This window comes from Proteiniphilum sp. X52, assembly GCF_003712195.1.
Taxonomy (GTDB): Bacteria; Bacteroidota; Bacteroidia; order Bacteroidales; family Dysgonomonadaceae; genus Proteiniphilum.
In genome coordinates this window covers 73,897-88,614 of sequence record NZ_RDSD01000018.1, presented here as the reverse complement: position 1 = coordinate 88,614, position 14,718 = coordinate 73,897, and the positions used below count along the sequence as shown (strand labels likewise).

The 14,718-nt window shown below is 49.0% G+C and carries 13 protein-coding genes; 9 read left to right on the top strand and 4 right to left on the bottom strand.

What is annotated here, in order from left to right:
- Positions 1 to 165: 165 nt before the first annotated feature.
- Positions 166 to 357: a hypothetical protein gene (locus D7D25_RS17875; protein WP_158602622.1), complete on the top strand. Its 192-nt coding sequence runs from the start codon at positions 166 to 168 to the stop codon at positions 355 to 357.
- Between the two features lie 71 nt (positions 358 to 428).
- Here the strand turns inward: D7D25_RS17875 and D7D25_RS13470 are convergent, their stop codons facing one another.
- The 4 genes from D7D25_RS13470 to D7D25_RS13455 all read right to left on the bottom strand — a co-directional run bounded on the left by D7D25_RS13470 (position 429) and on the right by D7D25_RS13455 (position 6,730).
- Positions 429 to 1,652 (bottom strand): NADP-dependent isocitrate dehydrogenase, encoded by a 1,224-nt coding sequence (locus D7D25_RS13470; RefSeq protein WP_122969467.1) that lies wholly within the window; start codon positions 1,650 to 1,652, stop codon positions 429 to 431.
- Between the two features lie 12 nt (positions 1,653 to 1,664).
- Positions 1,665 to 3,020 (bottom strand): citrate synthase, encoded by a 1,356-nt coding sequence (locus tag D7D25_RS13465; RefSeq protein ID WP_122969466.1) that lies wholly within the window; start codon positions 3,018 to 3,020, stop codon positions 1,665 to 1,667.
- Positions 3,021 to 3,143: 123 nt separating this feature from the next.
- On the bottom strand, positions 3,144 to 4,454 hold the full coding sequence (gene icd, locus D7D25_RS13460; protein ID WP_122969465.1) for an NADP-dependent isocitrate dehydrogenase: 1,311 nt from the start codon (positions 4,452 to 4,454) through the stop codon (positions 3,144 to 3,146).
- Between the two features lie 20 nt (positions 4,455 to 4,474).
- A complete protein-coding gene (locus D7D25_RS13455; RefSeq protein ID WP_122969464.1) occupies positions 4,475 to 6,730 on the bottom strand; it encodes an aconitate hydratase in 2,256 nt (751 codons plus the stop codon).
- Between the two features lie 320 nt (positions 6,731 to 7,050).
- Here D7D25_RS13455 and D7D25_RS13450 point away from each other — a divergent pair, with 320 nt between their 5' ends.
- From D7D25_RS13450 to D7D25_RS13415, 8 genes are all read left to right on the top strand, one after another.
- Complete coding sequence (locus D7D25_RS13450; RefSeq protein WP_122969463.1) at positions 7,051 to 7,470, top strand: SoxR reducing system RseC family protein; 420 nt, start codon at positions 7,051 to 7,053, stop codon at positions 7,468 to 7,470.
- Positions 7,471 to 7,766: 296 nt separating this feature from the next.
- Positions 7,767 to 8,630, top strand: a complete 864-nt coding sequence (locus D7D25_RS13445) for a Fe-S cluster domain-containing protein (RefSeq protein WP_122969462.1) — start codon at positions 7,767 to 7,769, stop codon at positions 8,628 to 8,630.
- Positions 8,631 to 8,648: 18 nt separating this feature from the next.
- On the top strand, positions 8,649 to 9,986 hold the full coding sequence (gene rsxC, locus D7D25_RS13440) for an electron transport complex subunit RsxC (RefSeq protein WP_122969461.1): 1,338 nt from the start codon (positions 8,649 to 8,651) through the stop codon (positions 9,984 to 9,986).
- A 13-nt stretch (positions 9,987 to 9,999) separates the two neighbouring features.
- Positions 10,000 to 10,965, top strand: a complete 966-nt coding sequence (locus D7D25_RS13435; RefSeq protein WP_122969460.1) for an RnfABCDGE type electron transport complex subunit D — start codon at positions 10,000 to 10,002, stop codon at positions 10,963 to 10,965.
- A complete protein-coding gene (locus tag D7D25_RS13430; protein WP_122969459.1) occupies positions 10,958 to 11,671 on the top strand; it encodes an RnfABCDGE type electron transport complex subunit G in 714 nt (237 codons plus the stop codon). The genes D7D25_RS13435 and D7D25_RS13430 overlap by 8 nt, the downstream gene beginning before the upstream one ends.
- Positions 11,664 to 12,263 carry an RnfABCDGE type electron transport complex subunit E gene (locus D7D25_RS13425; protein WP_122969458.1) on the top strand — a complete coding sequence of 200 codons (600 nt, stop codon included), beginning with the start codon at positions 11,664 to 11,666 and terminating at the stop codon, positions 12,261 to 12,263. The genes D7D25_RS13430 and D7D25_RS13425 overlap by 8 nt, the downstream gene beginning before the upstream one ends.
- 11 nt (positions 12,264 to 12,274) lie before the next feature.
- The gene (gene rsxA, locus D7D25_RS13420; protein ID WP_122969457.1) at positions 12,275 to 12,859 is read left to right on the top strand and encodes an electron transport complex subunit RsxA; all 585 of its coding nucleotides are present in this window, start codon (positions 12,275 to 12,277) and stop codon (positions 12,857 to 12,859) included.
- Between the two features lie 395 nt (positions 12,860 to 13,254).
- Positions 13,255 to 14,697: a DUF6600 domain-containing protein gene (locus tag D7D25_RS13415; RefSeq protein ID WP_148038928.1), complete on the top strand. Its 1,443-nt coding sequence runs from the start codon at positions 13,255 to 13,257 to the stop codon at positions 14,695 to 14,697.
- Positions 14,698 to 14,718: the final 21 nt, after the last annotated feature.

Here is a 14,718-nt window from a genome sequence, read left to right as displayed (position 1 = left end):
TTTCAAAAGGACTTAATCCTTGGGTGTATCTTTCCACCTCCACGATCATGTATTTGGCTCCCGCGGTTTCGGCATTGCCATAAATGCTCCCGAAATTTAAATGGTACCCAATTAATTTTAGACCGGGTTTTCCGCCTGGTGGGCTTTGACTGCATCGAAGACGAAGTGTTCAGACATCTTGTTATCGTCCGTGAAGATTTTGTCAAAAGGTTCGATTTGACGGACTTCGTGGTGGTAGTCGATTCCGGATTGGTGAACAAGAAGAACATCGAACTACTTGAATCAGCGCGATACAAATACATTATCGGCGCAAGAATCAAGAATGAGCCCGATGAGGTAAAGCAATGGATATTCTAGCGGGAAGATAACCAAAGAAAACATCAATAAAAGAGGGTATGACAAGTTTCTGGAACTCTCTAACAACGGGACTAAACCCACTTCTTTTCCAGATTCCGCTTCAACGCCTGCAGGAACTCCTGCGTAGTGAGATAGGTGTCACGCGACGCGTCGTTCCCGTAGACGAGGAGTGCCAGGTCTTTGGTCATCTCACCCCCTTCCACGGTCTCTATACACACCTGTTCCAACTTCTCACAGAAGTCGATAAGCGGTGGATTGCCGTCGAGCCGTCCCCGGTGCGCCAATCCTCGTGTCCATGCGAAAATAGAAGCAATGGGATTGGTACTGGTCTCTCTACCCTGCTGATGCTGGCGATAGTGCCGCGTCACGGTGCCATGTGCCGCTTCGGCCTCCACCGTTTTACCGTCGGGTGTCACCAATACGGAAGACATCATCCCCAGCGAACCGAAACCCTGCGCCACCGTATCGGATTGCACATCCCCGTCGTAGTTCTTGCATGCCCATACAAATCCCCCGCTCCACTTCATGGCCGCAGCCACCATATCATCGATCAACCGATGTTCATAAGTGATGCCGGCCCTCTCAAATTCGGCTTTGAATTCATTCTCATACACCTCCTGAAAAATATCCTTAAATCTACCGTCATAGGCTTTCAGGATAGTATTCTTGGTAGAGAGATAGAGCGGATATCTTTTGGTTAGCGCCATCTGGAAGGACGAACGGGCAAATCCGTAGACAGACTCGTCGGTATTGTACATCGCCATGGCGACCCCGTCCCCCTTGAAATCATACACTTCCCAGCTTTGTGTTTCACCCTCTTCGTTGGTGAAGGTAAGGCGGAGCGTGCCTTTCCCCCTGATAACCTTATCCGTGGCCCGGTACTGGTCGCCAAAGGCATGACGCCCGATGATAATGGGTTGAGTCCATCCCTGTACATAACGGGGGATATTGCTGCAGATGATCGGCTCGCGGAATACCGTTCCTCCCACAATATTACGGATGGTTCCGTTGGGTGATTTCCACATCCGCTTCAGTCCGAATTCCTTCACGCGCGCCTCATCCGGCGTGATGGTGGCGCACTTGACTCCTACATTATATTTTTTGATGGCCTCGGCAGCTTCCACCGTCACATGGTCTTCCGTTGCATCGCGATGTTGTATACTCAGATCGTAATATTTAATATCCAGGTCGAGATAGGGTAAGATGAGTTGTTCCTTGATGAAGGACCAGATGATGCGGGTCATCTCGTCACCATCCAACTCAACGATAGGATTATTGACTTTTATCTTTTGCATGGAAGGGGAGGGTTATCGTTCATTCATCGGGATAAAGGGTTGTTTCTCACGCACGTTTTTGTATGCCGGACGGATCAGGCGTTTGCTGATGAAATTCATCTCCTCGATCCGGTGGGCCGACCAACCCACGATACGCGCCATGGCAAAAAGCGGCGTGAACACCTCCGGGGGTAATCCGAGAGCATCGTACACAAACCCCGAATAGAAGTCCACGTTGATACATGTCCGTGCCTTGGCCGTACTCTTCTTGAAACCAAGAAATACCTCTACGGCCCGTTCTTCTATCAACTCCATAAAGGCGAACTCCTCTTCACGCCCTTTTTCCTTGGCCAGATCACGCGCCATCTCTTTCAATAGTATGGCACGCGGGTCGCTGATCGTATAGACGGCATGGCCGATACCGTAGATAAGGCCGGTGCGGTCGTATGCCTCTTTCCTCAATATTTTTGTCAGATACTCGTCTATCTGTGACCGGTTTGTCCAGTCTTTCACATTTTTCCTCATGTCTTCCAACATGCCTTGCACCTTGATGTTGGCTCCTCCATGGAGCGGCCCTTTCAATGAACCGATACCCGCGGCAATGGCAGAATAGGTATCCGTTTCGGTCGAACTGGTGACCCGTACCGAGAAAGTGGAGTTGTTTCCTCCTCCATGTTCCGCATGAAGCACCAGCGCCAAGTCGAGAATTTTCACATCAAGCTCCGTATAACTGTCACGCCCCTTCATCATATATAAGAAATTCTCCGCCACCGAACGGTCTTCATAAGGATGGCGGATATGCAGGGAACGCCCCATCTGGTCATGCCTCAACACCTGATAAGCGTAGGCGATAATGGTAGGGAATTTGGCAATCAGGTTGATCGACTGGCTGATAAGATTTTCAGGAGAGATATCATCCGGATTTTCATCATAGGTATAAAGTTCCAGCACGCTCCTGGCCAGGATATTCATAATATTCCCTCCCTTCAGGGCCATAATATTCATGGTGGCCCTGTGATTCAACGGCATCGTCTGTGCAATCAGTTGCTCCGCGGCTTTTAGCTCTTCACTATTGGGAAGGCGACCCGACAAAAGCAGAAAAGTAGCCTCCTCGAATCCCAGGCGGTTTTCCTGTTGCACACCCCTCACCAGCTCCTCCACATCCATTCCCCGATAAAAAAGTTTACCCGGCACAGGGGTCAAGGTACCGTCAAGCTGACGTTCATAGCCTACCACATCGCCCACACGTGTAAGTCCGGCAAGTACTCCCGAGTGATCTTCATTGCGAAGGCCGCGCTTCACACCCATCTTGGTAAAAAGATCCTTGTCGATATTGCTTGTGAAGGCAACAGAGTCCGACAATGTTTTTCTCAATTGTTCATTATCCATAGTGATATATTTTGTTTATTATTTACTTAGCTTGACGAAAACTTCCTTCAATGGCGACAGAGTAACGGCATCCCGTCTTTTTAACATTCTTTTGCCTGGATTTGTTTACAGAAGTAAACATTATTACAGATTCTCAATCACTTTGCCGGAAAAATCGGATGTGGACAATGGTTTTCCGTTTTCCATGAACTGCGCCAGGTCAGAAGTCCCATACCCGTTTTCGAAAAGGACCTCCAACGCCGAAGTGATCAGGTCACCTGCTTCTTTCCATCCCATATATTCCAACATCATTACTGCTGAAAGCAGCATGGAACAGGGATTCGCCTTGTCTTTCCCGGCAATATCGGGGGCGGTGCCGTGTGTCGCCTCAAAAATAGCATGTCCCGTATGGTAATTGATATTAGCACCCGGCGCGATACCGATACCGCCTACCATCGCCGCCAACTGGTCGGAAATATAATCGCCGTTCAGGTTGAGTGTCGCGATCACCGAATACTCTTCCGGTTTAAGAAGTGTGTTCTGAAGAAACGCGTCGGCAATCACATCCTTGACAAAGACCTTTCCCGATTCAATCGCGTGGTTATAAGCTTCCACGGCTTTTTCCAACCCCTGTTCAGCCTTTATCTTATTGAAAATATTCTCTGTGAATGTCTGATCGGCAAATTCACGTTCGGCAAGGGCATAGCCCCATTTTTTGAACCCCCCTTCGGTGAATTTCATGATGTTTCCCTTGTGCACCAGGGTCACTGAAGGCAAACCATGTCCCAGGGCATATTCGATAGCCGCCCTCACCAACCTCTCCGTCCCTTCCACGGAGACGGGTTTCACTCCCAGCGAGGTGCTCTCCGGAAAACGGATTTTCCCTACCCCCATCTCTTCCTGCAGGAATTTTAAAACCCTCTTCAACTCCGGCGTACCGGCCGCCCACTCGATACCGGCATAGATATCTTCCGTATTCTCCCGGAAAATGGTAACATGCACTTTCTCGGGATGTAGCAACGGTGTAGCCACTCCCTTGAACCATCGCACAGGGCGAAGGCATACATAAAGGTCCAATTCCTGGCGGAGAGCCACATTGAGTGAGCGTATCCCCTCTCCTACCGGCGTGGTGAGCGGCCCCTTTATTCCCACCAGGCAGCCGCGAAAGGCTTCAATGGTTTCATCCGGCAACCAGCTTCCCACTTTATTGAAAGCTTTTTCACCGGCCAGCACTTCCTTCCAGCCAATTTTTCGTTTTCCCCCGTATGCCTTGTCGACAGCGCTATCGACAATCCCCTGCACATGGATCGATATCTCTTTTCCTATTCCGTCGCCTTCAATGAAGGGAATAACGGGATGATCGGGTACGACAAGGCGGCCGTCGCGACGGGTTATACACAACCAAGGAGCATCCGGATGACCAAACGCAGTGTTATCAAGGGTTCCATTCATCATAAATAGCGTAGGTTTAAAGATTATTTATTCATGGCATTCAGCGCACTACCCGCTTTGAACCACTCAATTTGTTGTTCGTTATAGGTATGGGCTACTTCAAAAGTATCTTTCGTGCCATCAGCATGAAGCAACTCCACAGTCAGGTTTCTACCGGGAGCAAACCCTTTTAATCCTTTGACGCTAATCTTATCCCTTTCCTGGACGTTATCATAATCCTCCTTGTTGACAAAGGTAAGCGCCAGCATGCCCTGTTTCTTCAGGTTCGTCTCATGAATGCGGGCAAAAGATTTAACCAGGATCACCTTTACATTGAGATGGCGCGGTTCCATGGCGGCATGTTCACGGCTAGAGCCCTCACCATAATTTTCTTCAGCCACAACGACAGAGCCGACTCCTTCCGCTTTGAATTTCCGGGCAAGTGTCGGCACAGGAGAATAGCCCATGGTTCCGGGGTCGAGCACCGAATTGGTCTCATTGTTGAAAGCATTCACCGCTCCGATCAGCATGTTATCTGAAATATTATCAAGATGTCCGCGGAAACGGAGCCACGGCCCGGCCATGGAGATATGGTCGGTAGTGCATTTTCCTTTTACCTTGATAAGCAACGGCAATCCCATATAGTCCTCACCGTCCCACGCGGGGAATGGTTCGAGCTTCTGCAATCGGTTCGAATTGGGGTCAATGGCCACCTGTACACTGCTTCCGTCTTCGGATGGTGCCAGGTATCCCGCATCTTTCACATCATATCCTCCGGGCGGCATTTCAAAACCGGTGGGTTCAACCAGTTTCACCCACTCTCCTTTTTCATTTCGAAGGGTATCGGTCAGCGGATTGAAACAGAGGTCACCGGCGATAGTCAACGCGGCTACCAATTCGGGAGAGGTTACAAATGCATGGGTATTGGGATTGCCGTCGTTCCGTTTCGCAAAGTTGCGGTTAAACGAAGTCACGATGGAATTGGGGCGGTCTTTCGCATCATCATCACGCTTCCACTGCCCGATACAGGGGCCACACGCATTGGCAATTATGGTGGCGCCCGCCGCTTCGAAGACTTCGAGGATACCGTCACGTTCAGCCGTGTAACGGATCTGCTCTGAGCCGGGATTGATCAGGAACCGCGCTTTCACCGGCACGCTCTCATCCCGTGCTTGCTTCACGATGGAAACCGCCCGGGTAAGGTCCTCATACGATGAGTTGGTACATGAACCGATTAATCCCACCTCCATTTTTCGCGGGTAGTCATGCTCTTTCACCGCTTTACCGAATTCCGAAATGGTATAGGCTGCGTCAGGCGTAAAGGGTCCATTGATATGCGGTTCCAGAAGAGAAAGGTCTATTTCGATCAATTTGTCATAATATTTTACGGGATCGGCGACTACCTCCTGATCCGGTCGCAGGTGTTCCATGATCCCGCGGGCTGCGTCGGCCACCTCTTTCCTTCCGGTACTTTCCAGATAGGCTGCCGACTTTTCGTCGAACGGGAAGATAGAAGTGGTAGCCCCCACTTCGGCCCCCATATTGCAAATGGTTCCCTTCCCCGTGGCGGAGAGCGATTCCGCTCCTTCACCGAAATATTCGATAATGGCATTGGTGCCCCCTTTTACAGTAAGAATACCGGCCACTTTCAATATCACATCCTTGGGCGCACTCCATCCCGACAGTTTTCCGGTCAGTTTCACCCCTATCAGTTTCGGCATTTTCAACTCCCAGGGCAAGCCGGCCATCACATCCACCGCGTCGGCACCGCCCACACCAATGGCTATCATACCCAACCCGCCTGCGTTAGGGGTATGCGAATCGGTACCTACCATCATTCCTCCCGGGAAAGCATAGTTTTCGAGCACCACCTGATGAATGATCCCGGCACCGGGTTTCCAGAAGCCAATTCCATATTTGTTGGATACATCGCGAAGGAACTCATATACTTCCCTGTTAGTCATATTGGCTGCATCCAGATCGGTTTGTGCGTTCTTATATGCCTGAATCAAATGGTCACAGTGCACAGTGGAAGGTACCGCCACATGGGTTCGTCCGGAATTCATCAACTGAAGTAACGCCATCTGCGCCGTGGCATCCTGCATCGCCACGCGATCGGGAGCGAAATCCACGTAATCGCCCGCGCGTTGGTAATTTTTCACCGGGACCCCGGGCCAAAGATGTGCAAAGAGGATTTTTTCAGTCAAAGTCAAAGGCCGTTGTAAAGCATCTTTTGCCTGTTGTATCTTCGCGGGAAGATGTGCGTAGACCTTTCGAATCATGTCAATGTCAAAAACCATAAGGATAGAATATCAAATATATTTGTTTTTTTAATCCAAAAAATAAAACCAGCTGTTTCGCACCGCTATTCAACTTTTTAACAAATACTCTTCTGTAAATGTTCGGCTAATTCAGAGAAACTTATCGCAGCCAGATCATAAATAAAATCTATATCCCTAATCACGCTATCAAAATGAAAAATTGAATGCCGAATACTTTGGTCGCTTAATAACGTCTAAACCATGAGTAAGTTCAAAAAAACTTTTACTTATCTCAAAAATAATCTTAACTTTGTCATCAAATTGGATGTAAGAGATAAGGATCATTTTACTGTTGTTTCATGATCGAACACGAAGGAATTATTGAGAAAATCAACGACAATCAGGTGACCGTACGTATCCTGCAACAATCGGCTTGTAGTGCATGTCATGCCAAAGGGGCCTGCATGGCTGCCGACTCGAAAGAAAAGCTGGTCGAGGTAGTCGACTTTTCCGGCCGGTTTCATCAAAATGAAAGGGTGATTATCGAAGGAAAAGAATCAATGGGTCACAAGGCTGTTTTCTGGGCATTTGTTCTTCCGCTGATCATACTCATTTTAGCGCTTATCCTCACTTTATCGTTATGGAACTTCAATGAAACGGAAGGGGCGATCACCGCAATGGTTGCTCTTATCCCGTACTACCTGATCCTTTATCTTCTGAGAAAAAAAATGGCAAACTCGTTTCAATTCAATATAAGGAAAATGAAGAGTGAAGAGTGAAGAATGAGGAATGAAGAATGAAGAATGAAGAATGAAGAATGAAAAGGGAAGAATGAAGAGGGAAGAAGGAAGAATGAAAAGGGAAAATTGGATTGCCCCTGCGAGAAACCGGACGTCTTGTTCAACTTTTCACTTTTAATTTTGAGTATGCTCCGAAATTCCCCAAAACCGATTTCACAGGATCCCAACTCATTGAAAATCAATAGTTATTTTGAGGGAATTTGGGTAAAAAGACTTTTCGGATGGGACTCGATTTTTAATTTTTCACTTATAATTTTTAATTTTTAATTCAAAATATGAGTGTATTGCTTACTGCCGTGGTAACTTTAGGTGTGATTGGCGCCGGTAGCGCTGCCATATTGTACCTGATCGGGCAAAAATTCAAGGTAGAAGAAGATCCTCGCATACAGGAGGTTCAGGATGTCTTACCCGCTGCCAACTGTGGGGGATGCGGTTTCCCCGGATGCGCGTCATTTGCATCGGCCTGCGTAAAAGCCGACACCTTGGAAGGACTCAATTGTCCGGTAGGTGGACAGGCAACCATGGACAAAGTGGCCCGGATTCTGGGGCAGGCCGCCCCGGTAGCTGTGAAAAAGATTGCGGTGGTGCGCTGTAACGGGACATGTGAGCACCGTCCCCGCATCAACCTCTACGATGGAGCATCCAACTGTACCATTGCCGCGGCACTTTACGGTGGAGATACCGGATGCTCTTTCGGCTGTCTCGGGCTGGGCGACTGCGAAGCGTCCTGCACTTTCGACGCCATCCATATCAATCCGGAGACCATGCTCCCCGAAGTGGTGGAGGACAAATGCACTGCTTGCGGAGCCTGTGTAAAAGCATGTCCGAAAGACATTATCGAACTACGCAAACAGGGACCCAAGTCACGGCGGATCTATGTGAGTTGCGTCAATGAAGAAAAAGGAGGCGTGGCCCGCAAGTCATGCGAGGTAGCATGTATCGGGTGCAGCAAATGCCAGCAGGCCTGTCCGTTCGAAGCCATTACCATCGAGAACAACCTGGCTTATATCAATGACGACAAATGCCGGCTCTGCCGTAAATGTGTACCGGTCTGCCCCACCAATTCCATCTTGGAGTTGAACTTCCCACCCCGGAAAGATAAATCACCCAAAGAGGAAAAAGCCACAGTCGACGCATAAGATTTAAGGATATCATATATGTTAAAAACTTTCAGAATTGGCGGTATTCACCCGAAAGAACAGAAAGTCTCCGCGGGAAACGCAATACAACCCATTGCCATTCCCAATCAGGTAATTATTCCGCTGGCCCAACACATCGGCGCTCCTTGCCAACCTGTGGTGAAAAAAGGCGATACCGTGAAGGTGGGGACTCTTATCGGCAAGAGTGTGGGATTCGTGTCAGCCAATATCCACTCATCCGTATCGGGTACCGTGTTAAAACTCGATAAAACGATGGATGCAAGCGGGTACAGGCGCGATGCCGTATTCATTAAAGTGGAAGGTGATGAATGGGAAGAGTCGATCGACCGCTCACCGGACCTGAAGAAAGAGTGTAACCTCTCCCCCGGGGAGATCCTCGACAAGATCGCCGCTGCGGGAATTGTCGGTATGGGTGGCGCTACTTTTCCCACCCATGTAAAACTGACTCCTCCTCCCGGATCCAGACCGGAAATACTAATCATCAATGGCGTGGAGTGTGAACCCTGGCTTACCTCCGATCACCGGCTGATGATGGAAAGAACAGAGGAGATCATGGTGGGTACCACCATCGTGATGAAAGCATTGAACGTGGACAAGGCCATCATAGGTATTGAAAACAATAAGAAAGACGCTATCGAAAAATTCGGGAAATGCGCGGAAGCATATCCCGGTATCAGTGTGGAAGCCCTGAAGGTACAGTACCCGCAGGGAGGCGAGAAACAGTTGATCGACGCGCTGATCGGACGACAGGTGCCCAGCGGCGCCCTACCCATTTCGGTAGGCGCAGTGGTACAGAACGTGGGGACTGTTTTGGCTATTTATGAAGCGGTGCAGAAAAACAAACCGTTGGTTGAGCGGGTGGTAACTGTTACCGGAAAAGATGTGAAACTGCCGTGCAATATCCTCTCACGGGTGGGTATCCCGGCAGCCAATCTGATCGACGCGGCCGGCGGATTACCAGAAACCACCGGCAAGATCGTCAGTGGCGGCCCCATGATGGGGAAAGCTTTGGCGAGTATCGACGTGCCGGTGACCAAAGGAACGTCAGGGATATTACTTATTCCCACATTGGAAGCAAAACGGAAAGCAATGAAAGATTGTATCCGTTGCGCCAAATGTATAAGTGTTTGCCCGATGGGTCTGAACCCCACCCTACTGATGAATCTGACAGAATTCGAGGTATGGGACCAAGCGGAAAAACACCGTATCGCCGATTGCATTGAATGCGGCTCATGCAGTTACACCTGTCCCGCGGACCGCCCGCTACTTGATCATATCAGGCTGGGAAAAGGCAGGGTGAACACAATCATCAGGAATAGAAAAACTAACGCTTAGAGTAACTTTAGATATGGAGAACAAACTGGTTGTTTCCCCCTCACCTCATATTCACAGCGGGGACACGATTGAAAAAAACATGTACGGGGTGCTTGTCGCGCTTATTCCGGCGTTCCTGGTCGCTTTATATGTCTTCCGGCTCGATGCATTGATCATTACCGCCTTGGCTGTGCTTTTTTGCGTGGCATTTGAATATCTCATCGTAAAATATATCATAAAGAAAACACCCACCGTGCTCGACGGTTCGGCTATCATTACCGGTGTGTTGCTGGCTTTCAACGTACCGTCCAACCTGCCGGTATGGATACTGGCACTGGGATGCCTGTTCGCCATCGGTGTGGTGAAATTGTCTTTCGGAGGATTGGGTAATAATATCTTTAACCCCGCCATCGCGGGACGTATCTTCCTGCTGATCTCATTTCCGGCGCAGATGACCCTCTGGCCGGCACCCGATATTGCCGGGGCGGTCGATGCTGTCACCTCGGCAACCGTATTGGGTAACCTCAAGTCGAATCCGGAACTGCTGCCATCTTTACAAACGATGTTTTTTGGCACCGAAGCCGGTTCCATCGGTGAAATGAGCGCCCTGGCACTGCTTCTCGGTTTAGGATGGTTGCTCTGGAAGAAGGTGATCACATGGCATATCCCTGTCTCCATTATGGCTACTGTAGCCATCTTTACAGGGATAATATATATTTTCAACCCCATCCCGCTCTACCACCCGCTGATCCATCTCTTTTCGGGAGGATTGATGCTGGGCGCGGTCTTCATGGCGACCGACTATGTAACGTCGCCCATGACAAAAAAGGGAATGCTTATTTACGGTGTGGGAATCGGCTTTATCACCGTCGCCATACGCCTTTGGGGAGCCTATCCGGAAGGAGTTTCATTCGCAATCCTGCTGATGAATGCCTTTACACCGCTGATCAACAATTACACAACACCTAAACGATTCGGGGAGGTAGTGAAACATGGCTAAATTAAAATCATCATTCAAAAATATGTTCCTGTCGCTGTCGCTGATATGCCTTACGGTGGCTGTACTGCTGGCACAGGTGAATAAAATGACGGCAAAGCCGATTGCAGAGGCCAAAGCGATGAAACTGCAGAACGCCATCGGCGAGGTAGTGCCTGAATTTGACAATAACCCGACTGCGGAAGCCTTCACAATGCCTGTCGGACAAGCAGACTCTCTTCTGGTTTATCCCGCAAAAAAGGGGGATCAAATGGTGGGATACGCGCTGAATAGCTTTTCCAATAATGGGTTCAACGGAAATATACAGATCATGGTAGGCTTTGACATGGAACACAAGATCGTGAATTATTCGGTCTTGCAACACGCCGAGACTCCGGGATTAGGGTCAAAGATGTCGGATTGGTTCAGGGATGCCGCGAAACCGTCGCAGTCGATCATCGGGCGAGACCTGTCCAAAGGTGCGCTGAGGGTTTCAAAAGACGGAGGAGACGTGGATGCCATTACCGGGTCGACCATCACCTCGAGGGCCTTCCTCGAAGCAGTCAACAGAGCTTACGCCGCCTATTCAGGAAGCACTGACACGACAAGCGGCGCCACCGCCTCCTACGAAGACACCCAGTCGGGGAAGGTGACAGACGGCCCTGGAGTAGAGAATGACAATCACAAACAAGATACAATATCAGAGGAGGGAGGAGACGGCAATGAATAACCATTTGAAAGTACTGCTCAACGGCATTATTAAAGAGAATCCCATTTTCGTGTTGCTACTGGGGATGTGCCCCACATTGGCAACCACCAGTTCGGCCATTAACGGGATGAGTATGGGACTGGCGACCCTGTTCGTGCTGACCTGTTCCAATGCGGTCATCTCGATGCTGAAAAACCTCATCCCCGATATGGTGCGTATCCCGGCCTACATCGTAGTGATCGCCACCTTCGTGACCATCATCGAAATGATGATGAAAGCCTATGTGCCGGCGTTGGCCGATAGTTTGGGTATTTTTATTCCACTGATCGTGGTGAACTGTGTCGTACTGGGGCGCGCGGAATCATTTGCTTCAAGGAACGGGGTAGCTCCATCAATCTTCGACGGACTGGGGATCGGACTGGGTTTCACCTTTGCACTCACCCTATTGGGCGCTGTACGTGAATTGTTAGGTACCGGTAAGATATTCTCGCTGAATATCTATCCTGAACAATTCGGTTCATTGATATTTGTACTGGCACCAGGCGCCTTTATCGCGCTGGGGTACCTGATCGCCCTTTTCAATAAACTCCAAAAGAAAGAAAGCACTAACTAACCTGAAGGATTATGGAAATTATCGGAATCATCATTGTCGCCATATTTGTGAACAACGTGGTATTGGCCCAGTTTCTGGGTATCTGCCCATTCCTGGGTGTATCCAAGAAAGTGGATACAGCTATCGGCATGGGGCTGGCTGTCACCTTTGTAATGACTATTGCCACCATCGTCACGTTCCTTCTGCAAAGAGGTGTTCTGGAAACTTTTGGGCTGGAATATCTACAAACTATCACCTTTATCTTGGTGATCGCGGCATTGGTACAGATGGTGGAGATTATTCTCAAAAAAATATCTCCTTCGCTTTACCAAGCCCTGGGAGTATTTCTTCCGCTGATCACCACTAACTGTGCCATACTGGGGGTAGCCATACTGGTCACACAGAAAGATTATAATCTGCTTGAATCAGTCATCTACGCGATTGCCACATCCATTGGCTTCGCCCTGGCGCTGATCATTTTCTCCGGTATCCGTGAGCAACTGGCGCTGACCAAGGTACCCAAGGCGATGAAAGGGATTCCCCTGGCACTGATCACCGCCGGCATCATGGCCATGGCGTTTATGGGATTCTCCGGCATCGACCAGGTATTTAAATAGGGAAGAATGAAGAGTGAAGAGTGAAGAATGAAGAGTGAAGAATGAAGAGGGAAAAGTGAAGAATGAAGAATGAAAAGTGAAAAATGAAAAGTGAAGAATGAAAAGTGAAAAATGAAGAGGGAAGAATGAAGAGGAAAAAGGGAAGAGGGAAAGGGAAAGTGAAAAATAGTGAAGGCAGTGAAAATTCACTGAATCATGAATTATAAATCGACGTAGTCAATTAACAATCGGTGTGAGCCAAATTGTGAAATTGTGGAATGAAACAATGTTCGGTGAAGCCAGAACGCCCCCGTTGAATCTTGAATTTTGAATCTTGAATTGTTAAACCATTCCGTAAAAAGGATGTCATATTGCTAAAGAAAGGAATGAAGTTACACCCTTTAACAACTACGGATATGAAAGCTTTAAGACATCCCCTCATTCTCTCGGTAATCGCACTGGTAATGTGGTCATGCGGAACCTCCCGGAATTATGTCTACTCCCAGGTATATGACGACTATTATTACGAAGAGGAATACTATGACGACGGCTATCACAGAGGCGGTATATCATTCAACGTATTCTACCACGAATTGAGACCATACGGTAGATGGATTAACGACCGCACTTACGGCCGCATCTGGATTCCCAATGTGGGTAGGGATTTTCACCCGTATGCCACCAATGGCTACTGGGTGATAACCGATTACGGAAATACCTGGGTGTCGAACTTCTCTTGGGGATGGGCGCCTTTCCACTACGGACGGTGGTACTATGACGACTACTATGGATGGGCATGGATCCCGGGTTACGAATGGGCACCTGCCTGGGTAACATGGAGAAGCGGAGGCGGTTATTACGGTTGGGCACCGATGGGCCCCGGCGTCAATATACACATTCATGTGAATGCTCCTCACAACTACTGGACTTTCCTACCCTCAAGATACATGTATAACCGGAGCATGCACAGGTATTATAACCGGTACAGCCCCACCATCTACAACAGGACGACTATCGTCAATAACACTTATATATATAATGACAACCGTTATTACAGCGGCCCGAACGCCAGGGATTACGAACGTGAAACAGGCAGAAAGGTTACGGTACGCCGGCTCGAAAGCAACAACAACCGTTCCGGCAGGGCGACAAGGGTCAGCGGTAATGCGGTAAGCGTCTATCGTCCTGATGCCAACAACAGCAGATCCTCCAATACCAGATCCTCGGTAAGCGGAAGAAGCACGGAAAGAAGGAATAGCAGCGGAACGGTCAGAAACAGCAACAGCAATACAAGAGTCTCTGAAGGAACGACTTCACGGAGCGGAACATCCACGAATCGGAACCCTGCAGTAAGGTCGTCGGGGAGTTCCACAAGAAACGACAATGGTACCACTGTCAGATCACAAAGGTCGTCAGGTTCCAATGACAGAAGTACTACCGTAAGATCTCAGGAGAATTCCTCCGGCAGGAACAACCGTAGTTCTGCAACCAATTCACGCGGCAACTCATCCAACACCAGGAGTACCACGGTTACACCTCAGAGCTCCTCCAGAAGCAACAGCGGTACGGCAGTAAGAACGGAACGTTCCTCGGATAATAGAAACAGCACCATCACACGTTCGGGTTCAAGCTCCTCAAGAAGCAACAGCGGTACGGCAACAAGAACGGAAAGTTCCTCGGATAATAGAAACAGCACCACCGCACGTTCGGGCTCAAGCTCCTCAAGAAGTGAGAACCAAAGCTCCTCGGTAAGATCGAGTTCCGGTTCATCAAGCGGAAACAACAGCGATACAAGCACTTCATCAACAAGGAGCAGCAGAGAAAGCAACAGATCCGGCAGATCTTCCGGACGAAGGTAAAAAGACTGAAAACATCCAAAG